This is a genomic window from Acinetobacter sp. P37 (assembly GCF_057480965.1).
On record NZ_JBLIYY010000002.1, the window covers coordinates 255,648 to 281,412 of the forward strand.

Here is a 25,765-nt window from a genome sequence, read left to right on the forward strand (position 1 = left end):
TGAGGTAGCAATAATGACGCGTACTGCAAATGAGTTTCTAACTCCGCAAGCGATTAAGGTCGAAGCGGCAAGCGGGACCTCGGCAAAAGTTATTCTAGAACCATTAGAGCGTGGCTTTGGTCATACTCTTGGTAATGCTTTACGTCGTATCCTTTTGTCTTCTTTACCTGGCGCAGCCGTGGTTGAAGTAGAGATTGAAGGTGTCGAGCACGAGTACAGTACTTTGGAAGGCTTGCAGCAGGACATCGTCGAGCTCTTGCTGAACCTAAAAGGATTGTCTATTAAGCTGTTCGATCAAAATGAAGCTTATCTGACATTGGAAAAACAAGGTCCTGGCGACGTTACAGCCGCTGACCTTCGTTTACCACACAATGTTGAAGTGGTTAACCCTGAACATTTGATCGGTACTTTAAGTGCTTCTGGCTCATTAAAAATGCGCCTGAAAGTTTCTCAAGGTCGTGGTTATGAGACTTCTGATTCACGCTTCCCTGAGGGTGAAACTCGCCCAGTGGGTCGTTTGCAATTAGATGCTTCTTACAGCCCAATCAAACGTGTGTCTTACACAGTGGAAAACGCTCGTGTAGAACAACGTACTGACCTTGATAAATTGATCATTGATCTTGAAACCAACGGTACTGTTGATCCTGAAGAAGCAATCCGCAAAGCGGCAACAATCTTGCAACAACAAATTGCAATTTTTGTTGATCTTCAGAAAGATCAAGCACCAGTTGCTCAAGAGCCTCGTGAAGAAGTTGATCCGATTTTGCTTCGTCCAGTAGATGATCTAGAGCTTACTGTTCGTTCTGCTAACTGTTTGAAAGCAGAAAATATTTACTACATTGGCGATCTTGTTCAACGTACTGAAGTTGAGTTGCTTAAAACTCCTAACTTAGGTAAAAAATCGTTGACTGAGATTAAAGATGTTCTGGCATCGAAAGGCTTGCAATTGGGCATGCGTTTAGAGAACTGGCCACCGGCTAGCCTCCGCATGGACGATCGCTTTGCTTATCGTAGCCGTTAATTAAGTAGGACTATCACCATGCGTCATCGTAATAGTGGTGTGAAATTAGGCCGTACAAGCAGTCATCGTAAAGCGATGTTCCAAAACATGGCTAATTCTTTGTTCGAACACGAGTTAATTAAAACTACTGTTCCTAAAGCAAAAGAATTACGTCGTGTTGCTGAGCCTTTAATCACTTTAGCTAAAGTCGATTCTGTAGCAAACCGCCGTTTAGCGTTTGCTCGTACTCGTTCAGCTGCAACTGTTGGTAAATTATTTACCGTTCTTGGCCCTCGTTACAAAGAACGTAACGGCGGTTATCTACGTGTTCTTAAAGCGGGCTTCCGTGCAGGTGATGCTGCACCGATGGCTTACGTTGAGCTAGTAGATCGCGAAGTTAACTAATTTCGTGAAGAGCAGCGTACGTTGTTCTAAAAAAGGTCGGTTTAACCGACCTTTTTTAATGCCTGCAGTTTTGTGTTGGCTGTATATTGTTAGACAATAATTCAATTTGTCCTTAAAAGATAAAAATAAATCGCCTTTTGCTTAAACTTGACATTGTGCATTGTCAAAAATGTGATTTAATAAATATAAATCTAAGATAGGTTAAAAGAACAACATGGAAAAACAAGTTGATATTCTCATTGTAGGTGCAGGGATCTCCGGTGTAGGTTTGGCTGCGCATCTTTCAAAAAAATGTCCAAATCGTTCATTTGAAATTATTGAACGTCGTGAAAGTTTCGGTGGTACATGGGATCTTTTTAAATATCCGGGTATTCGTTCTGATTCGGACATGTCAACTTTTGGCTTTAATTTTAAGCCGTGGAAAAAATCTAGTGTGCTTGCTGATGGGTCTTCGATTAAAGGCTACCTTTCTGAAGTGATTGACGAATATAAGATCAAAGAAAAAATTCATTTTCAACATCGTGTTGTGAGTGCAAATTACGACTCACAAACTCGTAAATGGTCTGTTGTTATTGAAGATGCGAAGAAGAAACAACAAACCTGGGTTGCAAATTTCGTCTTTGGCTGTACGGGTTATTATAATTATGACCAAGGGTTCCAACCTGAGTTCGCAGGGCAGGAAAATTTCAAAGGTACTTTTATTCATCCACAGCATTGGCCTGAAAATTTTAATTATGCAGGCAAAAAAGTGGTGATTATTGGTAGTGGCGCAACAGCGATTACACTGGTACCAGCTATGGCAAAAGGCGGTGCAGGGCATGTGACTATGCTACAGCGTTCTCCAACCTATATTGCCTCAGTACCTTCTATTGACATCATTTACGACAAAATGCGTAAAGTATTACCTGAAGATGTTGCTTATAAACTTACCCGTGCACGAAATATCGGTGTCCAACGGGCTGTTTATGCTGTTGCACAAAAGCAACCTAAATTACTCCGTAAGTTTTTATTAAAATCAATTGAGTTACAATTGAAAGGTAAAGTGGATATGAAGCACTTTACCCCAGATTATAATCCTTGGGATCAACGCCTTTGTGTGGTGCCAGATGGTGATTTGTTTAAAATTTTACGTGAAGGCCGTGCATCTGTTGAAACTGATCAAATTGAAAGTTTTACTGAAAATGGCATTCAATTGAAATCAGGTAAACATCTTGATGCAGACGTGGTGATTTCAGCGACAGGTCTCAACATTCAAATTCTAGGCGGCATCAGTGCCACAATCGATGGACAGCCATTAAATACCTCTAAACATATGTTATATCGTGGTGTTATGGTCAGTGATGTACCCAATATGGCGATGATTATTGGCTATATTAATGCTTCATGGACTTTAAAAGTCGATATTGCTTCTGAATACATCTGTAAATTGATTAACTATATGGATCAAAATCGTTATAACCAAGTGATTCCACAAGGTGATGCGACCGAGTTGTTAGAAGATACGGTGATGGGCAGTTTGACCTCAGGCTATATTGCACGTGCAGCAGATGTGATGCCAAAACAGGGTAAACATGCACCGTGGAAAGTCAGCAATAACTATTTGGCAGATCGTAAAGAATTAAAGCATGCTTCATTTGAAGATGGAGTGCTGAAATTTGAAAAAAAGTCTGATCAAGTGGCTGCTAAACCCAGATTAGTTTCTTAAGTCTATTACATAAAAAAGGAGCATGATGCTCCTTTTTTTTTACTTCAGATGTGTGACTTTAGGGTTTTATTTGATGCGTATTATTTGTCGAAAAATATATCATGTTGAAAATAAGGAAAAACACACAGGGTTAATGTGAATATTCAAGAACATTCAGAATTTATAAAATTAAATGATTATGAGCTATATACCCAAGCTTGGCAGCCTGAAACAGCAGATAAAGATGTAACTTTGGCTCCGATTATATTGATGCATGATTCACTGGGGAGTGTGGATTTGTGGCGTGATTTTCCTGCGCAATTGGCTTCTGCGTCTGGCAGAAAGGTCATTGCTTATGATCGGTTGGGTTTTGGTCGTTCGTCAGCAAATCCTGATGTATTAAGTACTGATTTTGTCTATGCCGAAGCACAGCAGGGCTTTAAGGCGCTACTTCAACATTATTCCATTCAACAGTTTATCGTGATGGGACATAGTGTCGGTGGGGGAATGTCTGTCGTGATTGCCAGTGAATATACTGAACAATGTCGAGGTCTGATCTCCATAGCAGCACAGTATGAAGTGGAAGAACTGACATTATCGGGTATACGTGAAGCCAAAATAGGGTTTGCGCAGCTGGGACAACTTGAACGCTTGGCTAAATATCATGGGGATAAAGCCCAATGGGTTTTGGATGCTTGGACTGAAACTTGGCTCTCACCGAGTTTTCGTCAATGGAACCTCGAGCAATATGTTGGAAAAGTACGGTGTCCAAGCTTGATCATCCATGGAGAACTGGATGAATACGGGACGACAGCACAAGCTCAGAAACTTTTTTCGGGTATACAAGGTGATGCTGAACTAGAGATTTTGGAAGGGCTTCATCACATGCCGCATAAAGAGCAACCCGCATTGGTCACTGCACTGATCTGTGATTTTGTGAATGATTTAAGTTGATATCGAAAGAATGAAAAAAGCCCATCAGATGATGGGCTTTGTTGTTATAAAGAGCGGGAAATCAGCTCTTTCATAATTTCATTGGTACCTGCATAAATACGATTGGCTCGATTGTCGATATAAGCCCGTGCAATTGGATATTCAAGCATATAGCCATATCCACCATGCAACTGCAGACATTCATCCACGACTTTGGAAAACATTTCTGAAATTTTGTATTTAGCAGCGGCTGCAGCGTCAATACCGAGCTGTTCCTCAAGTTGTAGTTCCATACAGCGATCTAGATAAGCTCGACAAAAATCGATCTCAGTACGTAGTTCTGCCAATTTAAAACGGGTGTTTTGGAAACTTGATACGGTCTTGCCAAATGCCTTACGTTCTTTGGTGTATTGAACTGTGTGCGCAAAGGCTGCTTCTGCACCTGCTTGGCAAATAATCGCAACCAACATGCGCTCCCAAGCCAATTCCTTCATCAGCATCATAAAGCCCATACCTTGCATGCCGAGTAAGTTGCTTTTAGGGACGCGGACATTATCAAAGAACAGTTCACAGGTATCCTGACCTTTCATGCCAATTTTGTTTAAAGGTTTGCCTTTACTAAAACCGACGCGATCTGCCTCGACGATAATTAGCGATAAATTAGCTGAGCCTTTTTCACTATTGCCTGTCTTACAGACCACAATCGCCATGTCACATAAATAGCCATTGGTGATAAAGATTTTTGACCCATTAATAATATAGTCATCACCATCTTCTGTAGCGGTTGTGCGTACGGCTTGTAGGTCTGAACCTGTGCCCGGTTCGGTCATTGCAATGGCAGTCACGGTTTCGCCAGATGCCATTTTCGGCAGCCAATGCAGCTTTTGTTCTTCATTGCCAAAGTTATGAATATAATTGGCCACGATGTCGGAATGCAGTGAAAAGCCGGTAGAGGAGTCCATGGCATATGCCTGCTCTTCAATCAGAATCATGCTATAAAGCCGGTCTACACCATAGCCGCCATAAGCTTCGGGCATTGTTGGACAAAGCAAGCCCATGGCACCGGCTTTATTCCATAAGTCACGGTCAACATGTTGTTGTTTTTCATATTTTTCGATATTGGACACAACTTCTTTTTCATAAAATTTTCGTACTGTTTCACGAAATGCATCATGTTCTGCATTAAATAATTGACGTGGCAGCATGTTGTTGAGAGGGCGAATCGCTCCAGATTGCATTTTGAATATCCTATTCATTTTTATGGCTTTGTCTCAACTTATAAGATGCAGCGTGTGACTACAATGTGCAGAACATTCAAAAGCAAGAATTGCGATGAAGGATTCGGTCAATCTTTGAAAACACTCCACTTCAATGGGGTGGATGAGTTACACTAGACGGGTTCAACGATTGGGGAAGACAATGACTGATGAAATCAGCTTAGAAGAGCGTAAAGTGATCTACCGTGCACGTCGTGGTTTAAAAGAGATTGATGTTTATTTTGATCCCTACGTCAAAAATTACTATTTACAAGCCGATGCAGCTGAAAAAGACATGTTTGCAGAACTCGTTGCTGCAGAAGATCCAGATTTGTTGGATTGGTTTATGGAAGTTAGTGAACCGCCACGTCCTGAATTAAAAACGTTTATTCAAAAATTAAAACATTACGTTCATGGATAATCGGCAATTCAAACTGAAACGCAGTTTTTTATCGCATGCGTTTCAGTTTTTTATTTTTGCGGTATTGATGACGCTGCTTTATCAGTTACTAACACCCATGCTTTGGGGGATATTTTTCCTCATCGGGCTAGTGGTTTATGTTCTGTTTTTCCGTAAGCATTTACACGTCACCAGTCTAGAATATTTGGATGGAACTGATTGGTCTTTGCAACGACTCAACCGCCCAGTACAACGTGTTCAAATTAGCCATATTTTGGATCATCAAATGTATATTGTGGTGTACTTTATGCATGCACGTGCAAAACCAGTGATTATTTGGCGCGATCAATTGTCATTGAAACAGTGGAAATCACTCAAAGTATTGGCCAAAATGATCTAATTGTTAGACAGCCTTGTTTTTTCAAATTCAATAAAATGCACATATTTCATTATCTTATTTTGTAGGTAAAATAATCTTGTCTGACAGGATTGAAATTTATTGGCAAAATATTTAAATTGTCTGACAATTTTAAGCTGTGCGGTGATTCTCCGTCTATATATTAGCCTTACCAACAGCCGTTAAAGGAAATCATCATGATGATGCCAACTTGGATGTTTCTGGTAATAGCGATTGTGTTAGCAATTGTTATAGGACGACTGGGAACAGTGCTGAAGGAACAGTTAACTCAAAAATAAGCAGTCAAACGCTTTCACAGTTAATAAGTAGCATGTGCCGAACCGTCGCTATGCTACTTTTTTTTGCCTAAAATTTAGTCTTTGTAAAAAATCAGTCAATTGCATTCAGCGTGATTCGTGGCACATTGTGTCGTTCAAATTAGAGCAAATACTCTTTTATTCAATTTTTGCTTCTGATATGTTTGTCGTGATGGACATAAACACAATTATAGAGGACAGGAAAATGTCGAGCGTCCAAAAAATATGCCAGGGTGTGGCAGTTGTAGCAATAACAAGTACATTATTCGCGGGTTGTTCGCAGGTTGTAAAAACCGGTGCTAATGTCGCACTCGGATTTACTGAAAAACATATTGTGCCACCCATTTTAGCCATGGAAGATGCTGAAATGGTGTGTAATTCAGGTAATTCATTAACTCCAGCAATTATGGCCACCAAAGATATGGGCGCAGATCCAACACGTGTGGCTGTGTTGATGTATTCAGCAGCAGGGATTTGTGCAGAACAAAAAGCCTTGGACGCAGAGTTACGTTATTTACGTGCATCTAAAGCCAACCAAGTGACTGAAGCACAGGATGCCCGTGTTGAGCAAAAACGTTGGGCGGCACTTGCGGCACAGCGTCAATATACCGGCTATCAATTATTTCAAGATCGTTTTGAAAAGAAGTATAAGAAAAGTCTAGGTGAAGGCTGTCCAAAAATGAACAGCGACATTGACCAAACAGTGTATATGTTGGGAATGTTAAGTGGCTTACAGGCCATGACCAATGATATTAACTCAGGTGGGGCGGTAAACGTTCCTAAAGACATTGCTGCGATCGTTGAACGCGGTATGGTGTGTCTGAATAATGAAAAATTCTGGGGCGCACCAAATGCAACCCGCGCTGTGATCTGGACGTTATTGCCGGGTGCAGGAGATGGAAAACCTGATCCATACCAAACCTTAAAACAATCGGCGCAAATTGGTGAGCAAAAAGGCGTAAGACTGTCACATGCGTTATATGCAGTTGCTGCACAAGCCAGTGGCGATGATGCGAAAATCCGTGATGCCTTACGTACTTTTGCACAGGCACGTAGCGATGAAAAACCTGTTAACCCGCAATTTAAGCTCATCGATAGTATGGCTGAAAGCATGGTGAAGGGGATTTCAGATCGTTATTGGACTGAACATACAGGCGTTCGTACCGGTGATGATGGTATGGAACATTTCTGGGATGAAAGTGCCAATAGTTCAGAACTCGATGATTTGTTTAGTGGCGATGCTGAAACCAGTGGTGCTACAGAAACGAGTGGCGCTGCAACAAATTAATAAAGCATGTAGTCCAAATGTGAGGTACAGGAGGAGCGAAAATGAAAACACAATTTTTAATTCCGAAAATTGTCTTTCTTGCCGTATTCGTTTCGATCTGTGCCTCGCTACAGGTATTTAAAGACTATTTTATCTACTGGCAAGATGACTTATTTCATGACTTTTGGCGCTTATGGACCGCGCATTGGGTTCACGTCGGTTGGATTCATTTTGCTTTAAATATGTTGGCCTTTATCTGCTTACCGTTTATTTTTCCAAGAGTTTCGACGTGGCATTTTGTTGCCATCTTATTGATTTTATCCCCTTTAATCAGTCTAAGTTTCTATTTTTTCCTTCCCGATATTGAAGCCTATGCAGGATTATCTGGTGTCTTGCATGGCGCCTATGTTGCGGTCGCTTGCGTACATTTAATGTATAAGCGGGAGCGAAATTTTGCAGCCTTTGTCCTCTTGCTGATTTTGGCAAAATTGGTGTGGGAAAATACCGTAGGGAATACCGGAACGGCAGAATTAATAGGAAGCCCCGTTTTAGTCGAAGCCCATTTATTGGGGGTGATTTGGGGCATTGTCATCGCCGTGTTTTATCTTATTGGTAATTATTTCTGGGATCGCTAACGCACTTTAGGTGATTGGGTTGACAAAAAAAACCGAAAAGAAAATACATATTGTCATTTTAATGTTTTGAATATTGATGCAAATTTAAACGTAATAATAAAACAGTTAGGTCAGGGAAAGGAACTTCTCGAGCCGATAAGGAAAAGGATGCTTGGCCCCGCTAGGCTCCAAAATAAAAAATAGGAAGACTCATGCAAAATGATACACAAAACAGATCCGGCATCGTCGGGCTGTTAAGGTATGTCTGGACAGAATGGATTTCGACTCTAGTCGTGTTGATCTTGCTTCTGCTTACATTGATTATCGGGACAGGGGAGATGATTCATGGTCAGCTTCTGCGTACTGGTGAGCGTTTGTATGGTAATGAAAGCATTGGGATGCAGTATTCATTTTTACGTGCAGAACCGACCAAGCCAGATTGTGACCGCCACCCAGATGTAGATAAAATGGTGCAAACGCAAATGAAAGCCAATGCGGCTGACGAATTTGCAGATATTTTTGGTACAGCATCTGAATCCGATGTACGTGCATCAGTCATGGCAGGTGTACAGCAATGTGAAGAAAAATTCCAATTTTATGACAAAGCAAAAGCTTATTTAGATGAGCATCCAAGTATTCGTACTTATCGTGCGATTGAGACGACATTCTTTGGCATCTTTAAATTTGGTTCTGAAAACCGTGTATTGATTCTTTTATTGATGGTCTTGGTATCTGCCATTACCGCTTCAGTGAAGTTCCATCATATTGGTCTACGTGCGCCAACTACACGCTTGGATTATAAAGTTTATGCTTTATTCATGGCGATTGGTAATGGTCTATTAACTTTCTCGGTGTATAGCCAATTTAATTCAGTCCTGAATTCTGGGGTGAAATCGACCACGGAAACCTTGGCGGTATATTGGTTGTGGCTAGCCCTGTTTGGTATTGTCACCTTCATCAGTATTTATCAGTTCTTTAAACCACCTGCGGCGAAAGAGCCGGGTCCGGGGAATATTGGTTTTGCGCTATTGAGTGTACCGCTGTATGCCTTTATGGCGATTATTACGGGTGTGGCGTTTACCTTCTTTATGGACTATCCAATGGGTCAGGGGATTTACCTTGGGCAATTGGTCGAGTTCTCTGGGATTTTCCTAAACCTTGCACTGTTTATTTGGGCCGGAATGTTATTGACCCAAACGCGCGTAATGGATTTGTTCTTGGGGATTTTACGTCCATGGAACTTAGCACCTGAGACCTTGACGTGGTTAATTCTGATTGCCGCGGCGATTCCAACCGCTTATACCGGTGCTTCGGGGATCTTTGTTGTAGCAGCAGGTGCAATTATTTATAAAGAAGTGTGGAACTCCGGCTCTCGTCGTCAGTTTGCACTGGCTGTATCGGCAATGTCAGGTTCCTTAGGTGTGGTCATTCGTCCGTGTCTATTGATTATCTTGATTTCGATGCTTGATAGCCGCCATGTCACCTCAGATGAGCTATTTGATCACGGTATCTATGTGTTCTGGCTCACGGCATTCTTGTTCTTGGGTATTTCACTGTTCTTGGCAGAAACACGTTTCCGTGTGGCATCGCCGAAAGTGGCTATTCCGGGCATGCTGAAAGCGTTCATTCCTGTGATTCCGTATATCGTACTGACACTGCTTGTCATTGCTTTCTACAAGTACGGTTTAGATACACAAATGGATGAGTTCACCGCGCCTGTGGTTCTACCGATCATTCTGATTGTTTACATTATGTTTGACCGTTGGTTTGCAGATCGTTTTACTTCGCAAACTGTAGATGCACATGAACAACTCAGCTTACAACATGAGCAAAGTTCTGAGTTCATGCGTGAACATGGTGGACATGGGGCTAACCGTCGTGGTTTCGGTAGTTCAATTTGGTTTGCTTCTTCAGAAACGGTTGGACACATTGGCGCATTAATTATCTTAATGGCCTTGTCGGCAAGTGTCGGCGGTTTGATTGAACGGACAGAAATCGTTGAATTATTACCAACGCATTTGGGCAATATCTATATTTCATTGGCCTTTATCGCATTGTTATTGGCGATTATTGGTATGACGACAGATCCATTCGGGGCAGTAATTTTGGTTGCAGCAACGATTGCACCAGTAGCCTACGAAAATGGTATCCATCCGATTCACTTCTGGATGATCGTTTTGGTTGCCTTTGAGCTCGGTTATGTTTCGCCACCTGTAGCGCTGAATCACTTGCTGACACGACTCTCCGTCGGGGATGAAGAGGTACGGGCAGCAGATGCAGAAGCAAAAGCCCAATACACCAATTTCTATTATCGCTATGAACGTTGGATTTTACCGATCCTTGTATTGTTCCCAGCTTTGGTGATCGTGACTTATGCTCCTTATATTCTGAAACTATTTGGTTGGTACCAATAAATTCGCAGTGAGTTATAAAAAAGCACCTTCAGGTGCTTTTTTATTGAATAAGGGGCTGTGCGATTGATGGTAAATGAATGAGACGATTATGACTCTTTAAATTTATTTTGTAGGATCGGACTACAAAGCAAAATCGCTAAAAATATAAAAGCAAAGCCGAATAGGCTGTAAATGTCTGGCAATTCTTGCCACAGGGCAAAGCCCCAAATACCGGCAAAAATAATCGCTATATAGTTGACGGGGCCAATTTGACCTGCGGGTGCAAGCTTATAGGCATTGGACATAAAAATTTGACTGATATTGGCCAAAAGTCCCGCTGTAATCAGAAAAGCTAACTCCTTTAAACTATAAGGACGCCAGAGCCAGAGCATCGGGATCATCGATATGAGCGTGCCAAAAAAGCAGAAATAAAACACGATGCGTTCAGGTGGTTCAGTTGCTGTAAGGGCACGGACAGTGACAAATGCCATGGCTGCCAAGAAGCTTGCGGTTAGTCCGATGAGTGATAACTGATTGAACATTCCTGCATCGGGCTTTGCGACGAAGAGCACGCCGATTAAACCAATGACGGCGGCAATGAGCATACTCAGGGTCATTTTTTCTTTTAAAAATAACCATGCAATTAAGGGGATGAAGATCGGCGAGGAATAGGTGAAGACCATGGCATTGGAGAGTTTTAAGTGTGCGATGGCATAAAAAAAACCATACATTGCCACCAAGCCCACGATTGAACGCCAGGTATGCATCCACAGTTTTTCAGTTCTAAAAAACGTGCTGCCTTTTTGCAAAATCAGGGGTAAAAAGATCAATAAGCCAACCGCATTGCGAAAAAATACGATGGTGGCATTATCTACCGTGTGAGATGCATAGCGTATACAAACCCCCATGATGGAAAAAAGCAGCGCTGATAGCATAAGAAAGCCAATTGCTTTGGGGATATTTTGTGGTGTAGTAGTGGACATAACAAAAAGGCTAGAAAATCTGATGATATTCTAGCCTATAAGTACACATGGTGTAGCAGAAGTCGGTTATTTTGCTCGTTGTGCTAACTGTGCTTCGAGTAATTTAATTTGTTCTTCTTTCAGTTTAATCAGCTCATCTGCATCTGAATGTTGCTGTTTTAAGCTTTGCTCCTGATCATTCAATTGTTGTTGAATGTCATCTAATTTGGCAATTTCCTCTTTGGCTAAAGAGGCATTTTCAGGCACAGCTGCATCTAAAATGTCTTCTTCGACCAATTTAATGGTGTCAGTCTCTGCGGTAGGGACTGATGCTTCAGTTTCAGATTGGACAGGGACTGCAACAGGCGGTTTAGCCGGTGCAGCGACCATTTCTTCTTGAAGTTCAGATTTATCTGCCGTACTGCTGCTTAACCATTGATATGCAAAAAAGATAGCAATCAATAACGTTAAGCCCCCAATGATTCCAACTAACAATTTTGGATTATGTCTTTGATCTTCTGTCATTGCTTGACCTTAATTTTTATTTAGGCTGACGTGGCTTAAATTGGATCACACCGATATCGTCTGGCACGGCGGGTTGTTCAGGTTGATCGACATGAGTCGGTCGATTTTCACTGTAACCACAATCAATGCATTCGATCCATTCGTCTTTGCCAGAGGTCAGCATGACAACCCGGTCCATCGCTTGGCATTTTGGACATTTTGCACCTGCAATGAAGCGTCGTTTAATGGTCATCATACTTACCTTGAATCTAACTAAGGTCCCTAGTTTAAGCGTTTTTAGATGCGTTCGTCCAACCTTGATGACGCAGCAAAGCATCTATTTTTGGCTCGCGTCCGCGGAAATTGATAAATGCGTCAAGTGCCGTATCTTTTCCGCCAACTGCTAGAATAAATTGTCTAAACGACTTGCCAGTCGAAGTATTAAAAATTCCTTCATTTTCGAATCGGTCGAAGGCATCACTTGCCAAAACCTCTGCCCATTTGTATGAATAATAACCAGCAGCGTAACCACCTGCAAAGATATGACTGAAACCATGTTGGAAACGGTTGTACGAAGTAGTGGGTGCAACTGCATATTTTTGACGAATATCATCTAAGGTTTGTTGGATGCCTGTAGCGTCCAAAGCAGGGTTGGCCTTATGGATATTTAAGTCAAACATGGCAAATTCAATTTGACGTAAAGTTTGCATCCCAGACTGGAAGAAACGTGCATCTTGCAGTGCTTTTAGCAGATCGGCTGGTAAAGTTTGTTTTGATTCGATATGTTCACTGAGTAAATCTAAACTTTCTTGATCCCAAGTCCAAAATTCCATGAATTGACTTGGTAGCTCTACTGCATCCCACGCCACGCCATGTGTACCAGCCACAGCAATATTATCGACTTCAGTGAGCATGTGATGTAAGCCATGACCAAATTCGTGGAACAACGTCGTTACTTCATCATGGGTAAGTAAAGCAGCTTGCTCACCGACAGGTGGGGTAAAGTTGCAGACCATGTAGCAAATTGGTTTTTGCAGACCATTTTCAGTTTGCATGCGTGAACGGAAGCCGCTCATCCATGCGCCGCCACGTTTACCGCTTCGTGCATACAGGTCAAAGTAAAAACCGCCAATCACGCTGCCTTGATCTTCAAGTTCAAAATAACGTGCATCAGGATGCCAAACAGGCGCTTCACGCTCGATTACATTGATGCCATAGAGACGATTTACAATGCTGAACAAGCCTTGAATAATTTTAGGTGCAGGGAAGTAGGGCTTCAGGTCTTCTTGTGACAAATTAAACTGTTGAACTTTGAGTTTTTCTGAATAGAAAGTGGCATCCCACGGTTGCAACTCAGTGATACCGTCTTGCGCTGCAATGGCTTTCAGTTCAGCGATTTCTTTCTCTGCTGGCGCACGCGCATGTTCTGCCAGTTCAATCAGGAACTGATCTACAGTGGCCACATCGGGTGCCATTTTGCTTGCTAAAGACAATTCGGCGTAGTTGTTAAAACCAAGCAGGCTAGCCATTTCCTGACGTAGTTTCAAGATTTCTTCCATGACCGCTGTATTATCAAATTCAGCAGCGTCTGCCTGATCAGAAGCACGTGTGGTATAGGCTTTATAGAGCGCTTCACGTACTTCGCGGTCTTCTGCATAGGTCATAATGGCAATATAAGACGGGAAGTCGAGTGTGGCTACAGCCTGTTCGAGTTCGCGTTGCTGACCATATTGTTTCAGAAGTTCAATACTGCCTTGAGGTAGTCCTTTGAGTTGCGCTTCAGTTAAAGGTTTGAAGTAGGCTTGGGTGGCATCCAATACGTGATTGGAAAAGTCTGATGATAATTGTGAAAGGCGTGCAGAGATTTCTGCATAGCGTTTTTTCGCTTCACCTTCTAAGGCAACGCCTGAAAGTTTAAAATCTCGTAACGCAAGTTTAATCGCGCTTTGCTGTGCTGCAGGAAGCGTGTCAAATACACTGTTGTCATGTACATGCTGATAGGTTTGATACAACACTGTATGTTGACCTAGCTGCGTATAGTACTCACTCAGGCTGGGTAATAAAGATTGGTAGAGCTCTCGAGTTTCAGCATTATTCATCACGGCATTTAGATGCGACAGCACGCCCCAAGCTTCACTCATATTATTTTCAAGATCATCGACCTGTTCTAACGTATTTAGTTGTTTTTGTACCGAATCTGGAACAACTGTCAGTTCATTTAGAAATTGTTGACCGTGTTGAATCGCATTTTGAATTTTTTCTTTGAGTTGATCTAAGGTCATTTGATCAAATTGAGGAACGGGCAAAGTTGCCTTTTCTAAAGTCATATTTTCTACTTCATATAAATCCTGAGTTATTTATAGATGTAGGGTTTGTTGCGGGTTAAATCAAGACTAAATCAGGAATTATTCATCTTCTGCAGAGGTCGCGAAGTCTGCACTGACCTGAAGAATCAAAAAGAGCGCCGAAGCGCTCTTGATTTAAACCTTAATCCGCAGATGATTTTGCATTGGATTTTTTCTTTTTCGGTTTAGATTTTTTCTTCACTTTATCTTTAGCCTTCGCTTCAGATTTGCCTGCAGATTTTTTAGCAGGCTTTTTACCGAATGAACTGGGCTTAGATTTCGACTTTTTGCGTCGTATGGGCTGTTCTCCATCTTCAGCAGCGTTGGTTTTACGTTCTGAAAAGACTTCTTCTTTGGCTGTAGGTTTTGCAACACGAGGGGCACGTGCGCGAATAGCGCGACCTGCATGGCTCAATTGTTGAATCAATTCAAAGTCGATTTTGCGCTCTTCTAGATTTACACCAGCGACTTTAATTTTTACTTCATCGCCGAGACTGAAAACTTGACCTCGAGATTGACCAATTAAGCTCTGACTCGGTTGGTCATAGACAAAGAAGTCATCGCCCAATTGGCTGACGTGGATCATGCCATCAACATATAAGTCTTTGAGCGTTACAAACAGGCCAAATTCAGCAGTTGCACTGATGGTACCGACAAACTCTTCACCCAAATGTTGCTGCATGTAATGGCACTTCAACCATGTAGTAACAGAACGTGATGCTTCATCTGCACGGCGTTCAGTCGCAGAGAAGTGTTCACCAGCATCATCCAGCGAAGCGCCAGAAATTGGGTAAGGCTTTTTCTTCAATTGTGCTTTGATGGCACGGTGAAGTAACAAATCTGGATAACGACGGATTGGAGATGTGAAATGCGTATACGCTTCATAAGCCAAGCCAAAGTGACCTGCATTGTTCGCGCCATAATAAGCTTGCATCATTGAACGGAGTAAAACGGCATGAATACTTGGAGCATCAATACGGTCTTTGGTGGCATCAATCACGGCTTGATAGTCAGCTTGAGTCGGCTGTTCAGGGAATGGCAGCCCCAATAACTTCACAAAATCACGAACCTTTTGAATGCGTGAAAACTCAGGTGGCTCATGCACACGGTACAGCATTGGAATTTCATTTTTTAATGCATATTCTGCCGCTGCGACGTTTGCCAACAACATACATTCTTCAATTAGCTTATGTGCATCATTACGGCTGCGCGGTAGGATTTCATTAATACCGCCTAGCTCATCAAAGGTCATATAAGTTTCAACGGTTTCAAATTCCATCGCGTGGCGTTCAGCACGTAAGCCTTTCAACACTTGATACAATTGGAATAAGGTATTGACCGATTTACGCACATCACGGTCTTCAGGAATGGCTTGACTATTACCCTCAAAATATTCGGCCACTTGAGTATAGGTCAAACGAGCTTTTGAATGCATTACACCTGGGTAGAATTCAAACTTAGTAACACGACCCGCGCGAGATAAGTTTAAATCACAGACCATACATAAACGGTCTACGTGTGGGTTCAAAGAACATAAACCATTCGACAGCGCCTCAGGCAACATCGGCAATACAAAATGAGGGAAGTACACCGATGTACCGCGCTCTTGAGCTTCGTCATCGAGCGGTTTACCCGGACGTACATAATGGCTGACATCGGCAATTGCCACGACAACACGATAACCACCACCCGGACGTTTTTCCGCATACACGGCATCATCGAAGTCGCGGGCATCTTCACCATCAATGGTGACAAGCGCTAAATCACGTAAGTCGACACGATCTTCACGATCTTGTTCTGATGGCTCTTTAAAGCTGTTGGCTTCTTGTTGTACCGCTTCAGGGAATTCGTAAGGTAAACCAAATTCTAAAATGGTTTGTGGAATAATAATTTCAGTGTCTGCTTTATCTGCCATCGACTGAACAATATGACCTGTCGCAAATTCTTCTTTGGTTGGGTAGCTGTCAATCGCAATACGCACAGAGTCGCCGAGTTTGACTTTGGCATGCTCGATTAATTCTCTTTCTAACGTAATCGGTTGGTGTGCATTGGGATTTGCCGGCTGAATAAAATATTCACCTTCATACTCAGATACTTTACCGATAATTTCTTTGACACGATGCTGTAGAACTTCAGTAATAAAGCCCCATGCTTTACCTTTACGGTCTACCGAAGTTTGGCGGACTTTAACACGGTCACCATTAAACACCTGACGTAACTCACGCTCAGGAAGTAAAAGGTCATCTTCACCGCTAATATTGGCTGTGCCTAAACCTTTTGAGTTGATATAAACCGTTGCTTCATGAGTCGGTTGCTCAGCTGCAAGCTGGAACTTAAATCCATCTTTCATCAACTGACCATCTCGAACCATCGCAATCAGACGATGACTCAGTGCATCAATACTTTTTTGATCGGCAATTTCAAAATGTTCTACAAGATCGGCATGCGACATTGCAGTTTTCAGTTGTTCAATCGTCTCTTGAATCAGAGTACGGCTTGGAATTGGATTGTCATAACGTTCGGCTTCAGCTTTTGCTTCAGGGTCGACCCAGTTTTTCATAATGTATTTGGCTTCAAATCAGAAGATTAGGATTAGCATAAGTCATGCAAGCAGATACTGCACGCAATTGATTGCAATAAAGTGTTTTATGCCGATATTTTATAATGTTTAAAGCTGAAATGTAGGGGACAGCAGTGTGTGCTGAACTAATTTTGCACTAATTTTTTGAAAATCGTTTAAAAAATATCTAATTGAGTAAAAAAATGAAAAAAATATAACGACTGTGCTTGCAGTCGTATCATGATCTTTGTATTATGGCGGCACGTTACGGTGAGATGGGTGAGTGGCTGAAACCACATCCCTGCTAAGGATGCATACGGGCAACTGTATCGAGGGTTCGAATCCCTCTCTCACCGCCACGATTTACTTATGTCGCGCTCATAGCTCAGCTGGATAGAGCACTTGGCTACGAACTAAGGGGTCGGGAGTTCGAATCTCTCTGAGCGCACCAATAAGTAAATCTGAAAACGTAGTCTTTTAAGACGACACAAGTTACGCGCTCATAGCTCAGCTGGATAGAGCACTTGGCTACGAACTAAGGGGTCGGGAGTTCGAATCTCTCTGAGCGCACCAACTTGAACAAATTACCGCACATGTTGCGGTTTTTTTGTGCCTGTGATTTATCGTTTTGATGCAGCCTGTCTTTTGTCTTTTGTCTTTTGTCTTTTGTCTTTTGTCTTTTGTCTTTTGTCTTTTGTCTTTTGTCTTTTGTCTTTTGTCTTTTGTCTTTTGTCTTTTGCTTAGATTGTATAAAGCGTTCTATTTCATAAGACGACCCATCAGTAAATTTGATTTTGCTTTCTTTGGTAGATAAAACCTTATTTCAGATGTTCATGGTCATGCAATTTTTTAAATCAAAGTTAAAGAAAAGTTGGGTGGGTTAAAGCAGAGATTCAATATAGGAAGATTTGATATCTATCTTGAGCATTTATATGTGAGTACAGCTAACTTTAGATTCCAAACTTGTGATGCAAAAGCCATTAAAAAGTAAATCGCGCTGATTTTTAGCGTGTTTAAAGAGCAATTGTTTATTTGCTGTGCGTTTGGTTAAATTTATATGAAAAAGCTCTTAACAAAAAATAAAAATCACGTATAATGAGCCTTATCAAGACGTCGCGCTCATAGCTCAGCTGGATAGAGCACTTGGCTACGAACTAAGGGGTCGGGAGTTCGAATCTCTCTGAGCGCACCAACTTGATCAAGATTGAAAAAACCGCATATGTTGCGGTTTTTTTGTGTCTGAAATATAGCTAAAAACAATAAATTCAGCTCATCATTCAAGGTTCTAACTTAACTTCTGTTTAACTTTGAGTGCAAAGACCGTATTTCCGCCTAAAGCCGGCAACATGTCGTGATACGGCATACTGCGCATAGCACGAAGTAAAAACGGTGCTTTGTCATCAATCTTCATCGCACTGGTCAATTGTAATAACGACCCTTGTTGTAAGGGGCGAATATGCATGGCACCTCGGACAAACTTTAAGTCCCCACCTGTCGCGGTGTATTGATTTTGCAGTAAGTCTGGGTAGTTAAAACGCATTTTAAAATCAAAGGGAATATTGATCACGCCTAAACCCACCGAAATTTTATAGTCGGCATCCATGAGGTGCGGATTAATTTTCTGCACTTGCATATGTTTAACTTGTCTTGGAAATAAGTGCTTGAACGAAGACACATTAATCCAGCGCTGTAAGCTCGAAGGCTCTTGTGCATAATATTGAAAACTGGTGCTAAAGCGCATCAATTCATAATTTTGCCCAAAGGGAACGCGTTGCGCTGTCAAAATAAAGGACACAGGTTCTTTCGAGCTTTGACTTAATTGAGTGACCTTGTCGATTTGAGAGGCATTTAATTTGAGTTCAGGTAATTGATTTGCAGCGAGAGTTTCACTGCTAAAGGTTTTAAATCGGCGCTGTAACGATTCGAGTAAAAAACCATTGGTTCCCGCAGGAATCCCTAATTTGGCATCGGGTAAGGCATTTAATATTTTGCTAAACAAAAAACCTTTGGGCTGATTTAAATCGCCCCATTGGGTCACACTAATCAAGGTGTGTTGTGCATCGATCTCAAACCATTCAATTTTCCCTGCACCAAAGGGCACCGGTGCTTGTAGAACCAAACTATTAATGCTGTTGTGATCAATTTGGTGCTGCATGACCACGGTTTCTTTAAAGTTTAAAACCGGAATTGGTGTCGGGATATGGATGCGATATTCAACTTGGCTGGTTGAACCTTGTTGTTGCAAAACCTCAGCAGATTTTAGCGTGGGAAATAAGCCTGCATAGTTTGGATAATTACTGAGTAATCTCGCCACATTTTTGCTGTTGGTTGGGACAACCACAGCGGCACTTTGAAATTTACCAACGACTTTTTGACCTGCTTTCATCGTGGGCAAACTAATCTGTTGTGAGGGATGCGCAAAAATCACGATGTGATCACCGGCAAGATTGGCCAAGGCTTTGGCATTGCCATTAAACAAGTCCAAACTACTAGGAATTTGGGGTTGCCATTGAACGAATTTGGCCCAACTGGTCGATATGCTCAGTCCACTCAGAAACACCAGTACCATGATTATTTTTGTTATCTGCATGTCACATCCTGCGTATGCAATCTTTTATTTGTTGCTGTTTTTAACGTATTTCTAGAGGGAAGGGAAGTAGTGAAGTGTTACAACCGACCATTAAAAAGCATGAAGCAAGTTTGAATTGTGGTGTAGTATTTAGCGCAATTCATTTTTAAATATTCATACGCTTATGTCTGAGAATCTACCTGCATTATCGTTGCGCTATTTTTTAAATCTAGAAGAATCACAGGATGGTTTTGCACTAGCAACTTTTGGCAAAAAGCAATTTACGCGTTTTTTAACGCCAGCGATTAGCCTTGGGATTATCATCTGGGGTTTTTACTTGGGTGTAGATGGTGTTGGTGCCTACTATGTTGGGCTGGGCGCTTTCTTTTTACTTCTTCAAGGCATCATGCGTTATTGGTTTTTACCGATGATGTTTAAACGCCAGTTTGTAAAATACCAATTGGGCAAAAGTGAACAAGGTATTGATTTATTTCAAGACTATGCAGAAATTCATGCCAATGGGCGTAAGAATGTCTTTCATTATGCTGAAGTGGCAAATTTTGCTGAAGGCAAATTGACCTATATGCTTGAGCTGAAAAATAAAACCGTGATTATTGTGCCGAAAAGTGCATTTAAAAATACTGCGGACCAAGCGACTTTTAGCAATACTTTTCAACACTAAGACAATCTATTCATAACAAAAGAGGGAGTAGTATGCAGTCACGTCCATCTAAAATTGTTTGCATCGGTCGTAGTTATGCAGATCATGCCAAAGAATTAGGCAATGCAATTCCTGACCGTCCTGTACTTTTTATGAAGCCGCCAAGTGCATTAACCGCATTAGACCAAGGCATCTCATGGAATCCTGCATGGGGCAGTTGCCACTATGAATGCGAATTAAGTTTACGTATTGATCGACCTTTATCGGCTGAAACTGATCCACGCAAAGCCTTAGAAGCAGTCGGAGCTGTGACTTTGGGGCTAGACCTGACCTTGCGTGATCTACAAGATGACTTAAAGAAAAAAGGTCAGCCGTGGGAACGTGCCAAAGCTTATGATGGTTCTTGCATCCTTGCAGATTGGGTCGATGTCCAAGAGGTGGTTCAAGATTGGAAAGATGTGCATTATACCTTGCATGTCAATGATGAACTGCGTCAGAACGGTGATACTGCATTGCTGATTTTTGATGTGGGTACATTACTGGCCGATATTAGCCAAGTATTTAGTCTTGAAGTGGGTGATGTGGTCATGACGGGTACGCCTGCGGGTGTTGCGGCACTACAGTCAGGTGAGCAGTTGAAAATGACCCTGAAAGGCAAAAATCAGGATTTTGTTTGGACAACTTTTGTCAAATAATCTGTGAACGAAATACAAAAAAGGCTGCTTAATGCAGCCTTTTTTTGATTGATCTATTCAGTGCTGCTTGATTGCGGTGGCTCATTCGGTTGTAAAGGGCCGGTGTCTTTCCATGTTTCATAGGTCTCGGCCATATGCTGTGAGTCGGTGTCTCCCAATGCACCTGCTTTGGCATACCATTGTCGCGCTTTTTCACTATCTCGAATATCATAATGATAATAATGTGCCATTTTCATCGCCGCGTCAGCATCTTGCCCTTGTTCTGCGGCATAGCTTAAATATTCAGCTGCTTTGTCGGGTGTAGACGAAGGATGTTCAGAAAAATAATGTTGATTTCCCAAGACTTTGATCGCTTCGACATTCTTTTGTTTGGCAGCTTTTTCATACCAAATTTGCGCTTGGTGCTTATCTTGAATTAAGCCTTTTCCCGTGTCGTACATCCAACCAACGGTATATTCAGCAGCAGGATCATGAGTCTTTTTTGCAAGGTCTAGCACCCAGTGTGCAAGGAAAATATTGCCATCTTGCTGCATCTTTCGAATCACTTGATCTGCATGTGGGTTGCCTTGATAGGCTTGAGTCATTAACCATTCGAATGCGTCCGTAGTGCCTTGATCCGCAGCAGCTTTGTACCAATATACACTTTGTTCGATATTTTGTTCTGTGCCCGTTCCAGTGAGGTATAAATCACCCACTTTCATTTGCGCAGTCGCATCACCACTTTGAGCTATTTTGAGTGCAGATTTAAATTCACGCTGTTCTTTGGAACTACAAGCCGTTAAAAATACGGCAGATAAACACAGCGCTAAAATGGTTTTTTTATTCATTTGAAATGGAATTATTATCATTTTCGTAGATTTTTTGATCTTAGCGGATTGTTGAATCACTTTATAGAGATCCTTATAGCTAAATTTAAACACATTTAGGGCTTTAAGGTAGATTTCCTAAACTGATCTGGGGTGCAAAGCATCCATTTTTTAAACATATTAATAAACGTCGAGGCATTGGCATAACCGAGTTCTAAGGCAATATTTTCGACCGTTTGGCCTGCGTTGAGCATCGACATGGCTTTCATGACTTTAAGACGTTGTCGCCATTCATGCAGTGACATCCCGAGTTCTTTTTGACAATATCGCGCCAGAGTACGTTCCGTCATATTTATCCGCTTTGCCAATTGCTCAAGCGCGCTCTGATCCGCAGGATGTTGATGTAAATAATCAAGCAGTTGTTTGAGGGCAGGGTGATCCGAATGCGGTAAATAACTACTGACCAGTTTGGCTTGATGCAGTTGATCTAAGATCACATGGAGTAAGCGTTGATATTCGGCCGTATTTTCCATGAGGTCGGCTTGTTGATGCAACAGACGCAAATGGCTGAATATCGCGGTGACTAAGGGGGAACTGAGTAAAATCCCCGGTTGTTTCGGCAAGTGGGTACATAGTGATTCATGTACATATAAGGTTCCATGTGAAACCGCAGTACGATTTAAACCACTGTGTTCTAAGTGTGGGGGAAGCCAAATGCCATAAGGTGGAGGGGTAATATAGTCTATCTGGTTGATGTTCACTTCCATTACGCCATTAAAGGCATAGACAAATTCACCCCAAGCATGTCCATGAACGGGATAAACAGACAGTGCAGGATCGTCACGAAAACTGATCCACAGCGCTGCTTGAATTTCATCGTTGGTGGGAAGTTGTTGCAACTGCGTATGATCTGCACGAGCTTTATGACGCATGAGAAATTTTGCCTGAATAAGAAGATCACTTGTCTATTTTGAAGTATATATTTTATTTCTGACAGTTCTATAGTGTTGCTTATCGTATTGTCGAGTAAATAGTGTGGAACAGCGTAAGGCGCTAGATGCAAAAGCTTCTGGTTTGATGATTATTTTGTGCATGATTTTAGGGATTCAACAGGTCATTTTGAAATTGGCCGCGGTTGATATTGCGCCGATCATGCAAATTGCCATCCGATCGGGTTTGGCTGCGCTGTTGGTCTTTCCACTGATTCGTCTTAAGCCGGGGACACATTTATATACTCGAGAATACTTGCTGCCGGGTATCTGGTTGGCGTTTTTATTTTCAGCCGAATTTATTTTAGTGGCAGAATCCCTGCGCTATACCTCTGCATCACATACCGTTGTCTTGCTCTATACCGCACCGATATTCGTGGCACTAGGTTTACATTGGAAGTTGCCAGAAGAAAAGCTTACAGCGATCCAATGGGTCGGTATTTTTATTGCCTTTTCAGGAATAGTACTGTCGTTTATGGGACGTGAAAGTAGTACTACAGTCAACACTCAAGCCCTGTTGGGTGATGCGATGGCATTACTTGCTGGGGTGATGTGGGCCTTGACCACTATTTCATTAAGACTCACCAAACTCTCTGATGCACCTCCGACTCAGACCTTGTTTTATCAGTTGGTTGGTGGTTGTGTATTTTTATTACCCGTGGCGTGGCTGACAGGACAAATGACTGTACATTGGACCGTATTGTCCATCAGCAGTATGATTTTTCATGTGCTCATTATTTCATTTTTTAGCCTGATGCTTTGGTTTTGGCTGTTAAGTAAATATCTGGCCAATGGTCTGGGCGTTTTTTCATTCCTTACCCCAATCTTTGGACTGGTCTTTGGCGTATTGATCTTAAACGAAACGATTGAACTGAATTTTATCTTGGGGACGGCCTTAGTAATGGTCGGAGTGATGACGGTAACCTTGCATCGGTGGTTAGCTAAATTGATGGGACGTCAGTGCACAGCGATCTAAGAACATGTATAAATAAAAAAGGAGAGCTACGGCTCTCCCTTTTATGTACGGTTATTTTTCTTCAAAAATAGTCGCAAGCGGAATCGAGAGTTTGGCCGCAAGATAATCATCCGATTCGACCAGTTGCGGTCCAATTTTTTCCATCCAAACATCATCTGGATCGACGCGACCTAAATCTTGCCGTTTAGGGAGCGGATAGGGCAGCTTACTGTAAAAACTCCAAAAGTCCACTTGGGTTAAATTACGAACTAAAACATAATGATCATCATCTGTACGTTTAATCAGGTGTTGCTCTTCAAACAATAAAATATAGCTTGGCAGGCGGCCGATTTCATCACGCCCTAAAACCTCAAGCGCTTCTTTTTCTGTCACGCTCTGACCGAGTTTTTGCTTTTTATAAAATAATTCAAGCAAATCCATCAACATAATCACAGGATGACGTTTTTGGTCGTTGCCCGAATTGAAAGCTGTCAGTGCATAACTAATTTCTACCCCAATCAGTACGATATTCCATGAAAGGAATATCCAAAGCAGGAAAATTGGCACCGCAGCAAATGCACCATAAACGATTTGATAACTGGTGAAATTTGACATGACAAAGCCAAAGAGGTTTTTGAGCAGTTCAAAGACCACAGCACTAAAGACACCCGCGATCAGCGCGGCCTTAATCGGCACACTGCGGTTGGGAATCGTCCAATACAGAATGAAAAAACCTAAAATGGTCAATGAAAAAGACAAGATCCACAGCAGAAAAGCTCCATCTAGTTCATAGCCGGCAAAATTATTGCTGAGGACATTCATCGAGGCCACAGTGGATGACACAACAAATGCACTACCCAGTAAGATTGGGCCTAAAGAGATAATAGTCCAATAGCGCATAAAGCCAATAATGCCGCCACGTGTCTCACGCACCCGCCAAATTCGGTTAAATACTGTCTCAATGCTAGTCAGCATCATAACTGTGGTAATGAATAAAAACAGCACACCTATCACGGTCAAGTTACTGGATTTATCGGTGAAGGCATTTAGCGCTTTATCGAAAGCAATCGTCGTTTTCGGTAGGAAATTACTATAAATCAATTGTTGAAGCTGTTGACGAGCAGGTTCTAAAGCTTTAATTGAGGAGATGATGACCAAGAATACGGTCAACATGGGTACCACTGCAAACAAGGTGGTATAGGTTAATGATCCTGCTTGTTCACGGCAGCGATCGGCTTCAAAACGTCGAATGACAAATAAAACAAACTGAAACCATTTCTTGTCGTAAAAGGGAAGTTTTTTTAAAAATGCTTCGATCATTCGTTCAAGTCTCGAGTTATTTTAGTCATGTTTATGCAATTTTCATCACTTAGCTTAACCAAAAAATAGGAAAAATACCGTATAGTTTTCTTTTTTCATTGAATTTATAAAAATGACGCAAGCTTATGTACTAGTGTTGTATTACAGCAAATATGGTTCAACACGTGAGATGGCACATTTAATTGCCAATGGAATTGAAGCTTCTGGGATAGCGGTAAAAATACGTACCGTTCCAAATTTATCCACCGTGGTGACTGACGTACAGCCCAGTATTCCTGCCGAAGGCGATATTTACTGTAGCTTAGATGACTTAGCGCATTGTTCAGGTTTAGCCCTTGGTTCACCGACACGTTTTGGCAATATGGCGTCGGAAATGAAATATTTCTGGGATCAAACCACAGCGCTTTGGCTCAATGGCGCATTGCATGGTAAACCTGCCTGTGTGTTTACCAGTTCAGGTTCAATGCATGGCGGACAGGAAAGTACTTTGCTGACCATGCTGCCGCCTTTGTTCCATCATGGAATGATGGTTATGGGTTTAAGTAATGCCCATCCTGCATTATCGAATACCAAAACGGGTGGTACGCCCTATGGTGCAAGCCATGTCAGTGGTCCGCGCCATGATCAGTCATTGAGTCAAGATGAGCGAAACTTATGTGAAGAGCAGGGTAAACGCCTAGGCGAAGTGGTCAAAAAGTTGATTTGATACTTACTTGTTCTAGGAAGTTACGCA

Annotated in this window: 23 protein-coding genes and 4 tRNA genes; 17 read left to right on the forward strand and 10 right to left on the reverse strand. The window is 41.9% G+C overall.

Annotated features, from left to right (window positions below; all coding sequences use genetic code 11):
• Positions 1-13 precede the first annotated feature (13 nt).
• The 4 genes from AC25JC_RS03175 to AC25JC_RS03190 all read left to right on the forward strand — a co-directional run bounded on the left by AC25JC_RS03175 (position 14) and on the right by AC25JC_RS03190 (position 4,043).
• Complete coding sequence (locus AC25JC_RS03175; protein WP_004650465.1) at positions 14-1,021, forward strand: DNA-directed RNA polymerase subunit alpha; 1,008 nt, start codon at positions 14-16, stop codon at positions 1,019-1,021.
• 18 nt (positions 1,022-1,039) lie between these two features.
• The gene (rplQ, locus tag AC25JC_RS03180) at positions 1,040-1,405 is read left to right on the forward strand and encodes a 50S ribosomal protein L17 (RefSeq protein ID WP_005012953.1); all 366 of its coding nucleotides are present in this window, start codon (positions 1,040-1,042) and stop codon (positions 1,403-1,405) included.
• A gap of 214 nt (positions 1,406-1,619) precedes the next feature.
• Positions 1,620-3,110, forward strand: coding sequence for a flavin-containing monooxygenase (locus AC25JC_RS03185; RefSeq protein ID WP_486923433.1), 1,491 nt, complete (start codon positions 1,620-1,622; stop codon positions 3,108-3,110).
• A 135-nt stretch (positions 3,111-3,245) separates the two neighbouring features.
• Positions 3,246-4,043, forward strand: coding sequence for an alpha/beta fold hydrolase (locus AC25JC_RS03190; protein ID WP_486923434.1), 798 nt, complete (start codon positions 3,246-3,248; stop codon positions 4,041-4,043).
• Between the two features lie 44 nt (positions 4,044-4,087).
• Here AC25JC_RS03190 and AC25JC_RS03195 read toward each other — a convergent pair whose 3' ends face one another.
• Positions 4,088-5,260 (reverse strand): acyl-CoA dehydrogenase family protein, encoded by a 1,173-nt coding sequence (locus AC25JC_RS03195; RefSeq protein ID WP_486923435.1) that lies wholly within the window; start codon positions 5,258-5,260, stop codon positions 4,088-4,090.
• 181 nt (positions 5,261-5,441) lie between these two features.
• On the opposite strand from AC25JC_RS03195, the gene AC25JC_RS03200 reads away from it, so the two are divergent.
• From AC25JC_RS03200 to AC25JC_RS03220, 5 genes are all read left to right on the forward strand, one after another.
• Positions 5,442-5,699: an FAD assembly factor SdhE gene (locus tag AC25JC_RS03200; RefSeq protein WP_078189264.1), complete on the forward strand. Its 258-nt coding sequence runs from the start codon at positions 5,442-5,444 to the stop codon at positions 5,697-5,699.
• Complete coding sequence (locus AC25JC_RS03205) at positions 5,692-6,078, forward strand: hypothetical protein (protein WP_111885419.1); 387 nt, start codon at positions 5,692-5,694, stop codon at positions 6,076-6,078. Before AC25JC_RS03200 ends, AC25JC_RS03205 begins: the two co-directional genes overlap by 8 nt.
• 519 nt (positions 6,079-6,597) lie before the next feature.
• Positions 6,598-7,680: a hypothetical protein gene (locus tag AC25JC_RS03210; RefSeq protein ID WP_180123908.1), complete on the forward strand. Its 1,083-nt coding sequence runs from the start codon at positions 6,598-6,600 to the stop codon at positions 7,678-7,680.
• 41 nt (positions 7,681-7,721) lie between these two features.
• Positions 7,722-8,294 (forward strand): rhombosortase, encoded by a 573-nt coding sequence (rrtA, locus tag AC25JC_RS03215; protein ID WP_078189261.1) that lies wholly within the window; start codon positions 7,722-7,724, stop codon positions 8,292-8,294.
• Between the two features lie 191 nt (positions 8,295-8,485).
• Complete coding sequence (locus tag AC25JC_RS03220) at positions 8,486-10,687, forward strand: TRAP transporter large permease subunit (protein WP_486923436.1); 2,202 nt, start codon at positions 8,486-8,488, stop codon at positions 10,685-10,687.
• Positions 10,688-10,773: 86 nt separating this feature from the next.
• Here the strand turns inward: AC25JC_RS03220 and AC25JC_RS03225 are convergent, their stop codons facing one another.
• The 5 genes from AC25JC_RS03225 to rnr all read right to left on the reverse strand — a co-directional run bounded on the left by AC25JC_RS03225 (position 10,774) and on the right by rnr (position 17,040).
• The gene (locus AC25JC_RS03225; protein WP_180024356.1) at positions 10,774-11,649 is read right to left on the reverse strand and encodes a DMT family transporter; all 876 of its coding nucleotides are present in this window, start codon (positions 11,647-11,649) and stop codon (positions 10,774-10,776) included.
• Between the two features lie 66 nt (positions 11,650-11,715).
• Positions 11,716-12,153, reverse strand: coding sequence for a hypothetical protein (locus AC25JC_RS03230; protein ID WP_486923437.1), 438 nt, complete (start codon positions 12,151-12,153; stop codon positions 11,716-11,718).
• Between the two features lie 16 nt (positions 12,154-12,169).
• A complete protein-coding gene (locus AC25JC_RS03235; protein WP_486923456.1) occupies positions 12,170-12,379 on the reverse strand; it encodes a YheV family putative zinc ribbon protein in 210 nt (69 codons plus the stop codon).
• A gap of 40 nt (positions 12,380-12,419) precedes the next feature.
• Positions 12,420-14,459, reverse strand: a complete 2,040-nt coding sequence (locus tag AC25JC_RS03240; protein ID WP_486923438.1) for a M3 family metallopeptidase — start codon at positions 14,457-14,459, stop codon at positions 12,420-12,422.
• A 160-nt stretch (positions 14,460-14,619) separates the two neighbouring features.
• Positions 14,620-17,040 carry a ribonuclease R gene (rnr, locus tag AC25JC_RS03245; protein ID WP_486923457.1) on the reverse strand — a complete coding sequence of 807 codons (2,421 nt, stop codon included), beginning with the start codon at positions 17,038-17,040 and terminating at the stop codon, positions 14,620-14,622.
• Between the two features lie 266 nt (positions 17,041-17,306).
• Here rnr and AC25JC_RS03250 point away from each other — a divergent pair.
• From AC25JC_RS03250 to AC25JC_RS03265, 4 genes are all read left to right on the forward strand, one after another.
• A tRNA-Ser gene (locus tag AC25JC_RS03250) sits at positions 17,307-17,396 on the forward strand.
• 15 nt (positions 17,397-17,411) lie between these two features.
• A tRNA-Arg gene (locus AC25JC_RS03255) sits at positions 17,412-17,488 on the forward strand.
• A gap of 45 nt (positions 17,489-17,533) precedes the next feature.
• A tRNA-Arg gene (locus tag AC25JC_RS03260) sits at positions 17,534-17,610 on the forward strand.
• 542 nt (positions 17,611-18,152) lie between these two features.
• Positions 18,153-18,229: transfer RNA gene (locus AC25JC_RS03265), tRNA-Arg, on the forward strand.
• Between the two features lie 93 nt (positions 18,230-18,322).
• Here the strand turns inward: AC25JC_RS03265 and AC25JC_RS03270 are convergent.
• Positions 18,323-19,627 carry an SRPBCC family protein gene (locus tag AC25JC_RS03270; protein WP_486923439.1) on the reverse strand — a complete coding sequence of 435 codons (1,305 nt, stop codon included), beginning with the start codon at positions 19,625-19,627 and terminating at the stop codon, positions 18,323-18,325.
• Between the two features lie 163 nt (positions 19,628-19,790).
• Between AC25JC_RS03270 and AC25JC_RS03275 the strand changes: the two genes are divergently transcribed.
• Both AC25JC_RS03275 and AC25JC_RS03280 read left to right on the forward strand, forming a co-directional pair.
• Entirely contained in the window at positions 19,791-20,288 is a 498-nt protein-coding gene (locus AC25JC_RS03275) for a YcxB family protein (protein ID WP_180024361.1), read from the forward strand.
• 32 nt (positions 20,289-20,320) lie between these two features.
• Complete coding sequence (locus AC25JC_RS03280) at positions 20,321-20,962, forward strand: fumarylacetoacetate hydrolase family protein (RefSeq protein ID WP_486923440.1); 642 nt, start codon at positions 20,321-20,323, stop codon at positions 20,960-20,962.
• A gap of 53 nt (positions 20,963-21,015) precedes the next feature.
• On the opposite strand, the gene AC25JC_RS03285 is transcribed toward AC25JC_RS03280, so the two are convergent.
• On the reverse strand, positions 21,016-21,789 hold the full coding sequence (locus AC25JC_RS03285) for a tetratricopeptide repeat protein (protein ID WP_486923441.1): 774 nt from the start codon (positions 21,787-21,789) through the stop codon (positions 21,016-21,018).
• Between the two features lie 95 nt (positions 21,790-21,884).
• Positions 21,885-22,700: a helix-turn-helix domain-containing protein gene (locus tag AC25JC_RS03290; RefSeq protein ID WP_486923442.1), complete on the reverse strand. Its 816-nt coding sequence runs from the start codon at positions 22,698-22,700 to the stop codon at positions 21,885-21,887.
• A gap of 103 nt (positions 22,701-22,803) precedes the next feature.
• Between AC25JC_RS03290 and AC25JC_RS03295 the strand changes: the two genes are divergently transcribed.
• Positions 22,804-23,733, forward strand: a complete 930-nt coding sequence (locus AC25JC_RS03295; RefSeq protein WP_249680097.1) for a DMT family transporter — start codon at positions 22,804-22,806, stop codon at positions 23,731-23,733.
• A gap of 51 nt (positions 23,734-23,784) precedes the next feature.
• On the opposite strand, the gene AC25JC_RS03300 is transcribed toward AC25JC_RS03295, so the two are convergent.
• On the reverse strand, positions 23,785-25,032 hold the full coding sequence (locus AC25JC_RS03300; protein ID WP_180131864.1) for a YihY family inner membrane protein: 1,248 nt from the start codon (positions 25,030-25,032) through the stop codon (positions 23,785-23,787).
• 112 nt (positions 25,033-25,144) lie between these two features.
• Between AC25JC_RS03300 and wrbA the strand changes: the two genes are divergently transcribed.
• Entirely contained in the window at positions 25,145-25,738 is a 594-nt protein-coding gene (gene wrbA, locus AC25JC_RS03305; RefSeq protein WP_180115965.1) for an NAD(P)H:quinone oxidoreductase, read from the forward strand.
• The last annotated feature ends 27 nt before the right edge of the window (positions 25,739-25,765 follow it).

Bases quoted from the DNA above. Each gene is read 5' to 3' on its own strand.
- AC25JC_RS03175 (WP_004650465.1), top strand. From the start codon at position 14: ATGACGCGTACTGCAAATGAGTTTCTAACTCCGCAAGCGATTAAGGTC.
- rplQ (WP_005012953.1), top strand. From the start codon at position 1,040: ATGCGTCATCGTAATAGTGGTGTGAAATTAGGCCGTACAAGCAGTCAT.
- AC25JC_RS03185 (WP_486923433.1), top strand. From the start codon at position 1,620: ATGGAAAAACAAGTTGATATTCTCATTGTAGGTGCAGGGATCTCCGGT.
- AC25JC_RS03195 (WP_486923435.1), bottom strand. From the start codon at position 5,260: ATGCAATCTGGAGCGATTCGCCCTCTCAACAACATGCTGCCACGTCAA.
- AC25JC_RS03200 (WP_078189264.1), top strand. From the start codon at position 5,442: ATGACTGATGAAATCAGCTTAGAAGAGCGTAAAGTGATCTACCGTGCA.
- AC25JC_RS03205 (WP_111885419.1), top strand. From the start codon at position 5,692: ATGGATAATCGGCAATTCAAACTGAAACGCAGTTTTTTATCGCATGCG.
- AC25JC_RS03210 (WP_180123908.1), top strand. From the start codon at position 6,598: ATGTCGAGCGTCCAAAAAATATGCCAGGGTGTGGCAGTTGTAGCAATA.
- rrtA (WP_078189261.1), top strand. From the start codon at position 7,722: ATGAAAACACAATTTTTAATTCCGAAAATTGTCTTTCTTGCCGTATTC.
- AC25JC_RS03220 (WP_486923436.1), top strand. From the start codon at position 8,486: ATGCAAAATGATACACAAAACAGATCCGGCATCGTCGGGCTGTTAAGG.
- AC25JC_RS03225 (WP_180024356.1), bottom strand. From the start codon at position 11,649: ATGTCCACTACTACACCACAAAATATCCCCAAAGCAATTGGCTTTCTT.
- AC25JC_RS03230 (WP_486923437.1), bottom strand. From the start codon at position 12,153: ATGACAGAAGATCAAAGACATAATCCAAAATTGTTAGTTGGAATCATT.
- AC25JC_RS03240 (WP_486923438.1), bottom strand. From the start codon at position 14,459: ATGACTTTAGAAAAGGCAACTTTGCCCGTTCCTCAATTTGATCAAATG.
- AC25JC_RS03270 (WP_486923439.1), bottom strand. From the start codon at position 19,627: ATGCAGATAACAAAAATAATCATGGTACTGGTGTTTCTGAGTGGACTG.
- AC25JC_RS03275 (WP_180024361.1), top strand. From the start codon at position 19,791: ATGTCTGAGAATCTACCTGCATTATCGTTGCGCTATTTTTTAAATCTA.
- AC25JC_RS03280 (WP_486923440.1), top strand. From the start codon at position 20,321: ATGCAGTCACGTCCATCTAAAATTGTTTGCATCGGTCGTAGTTATGCA.
- AC25JC_RS03285 (WP_486923441.1), bottom strand. From the start codon at position 21,789: ATGAATAAAAAAACCATTTTAGCGCTGTGTTTATCTGCCGTATTTTTA.
- AC25JC_RS03290 (WP_486923442.1), bottom strand. From the start codon at position 22,700: ATGCGTCATAAAGCTCGTGCAGATCATACGCAGTTGCAACAACTTCCC.
- AC25JC_RS03300 (WP_180131864.1), bottom strand. From the start codon at position 25,032: ATGATCGAAGCATTTTTAAAAAAACTTCCCTTTTACGACAAGAAATGG.
- wrbA (WP_180115965.1), top strand. From the start codon at position 25,145: ATGACGCAAGCTTATGTACTAGTGTTGTATTACAGCAAATATGGTTCA.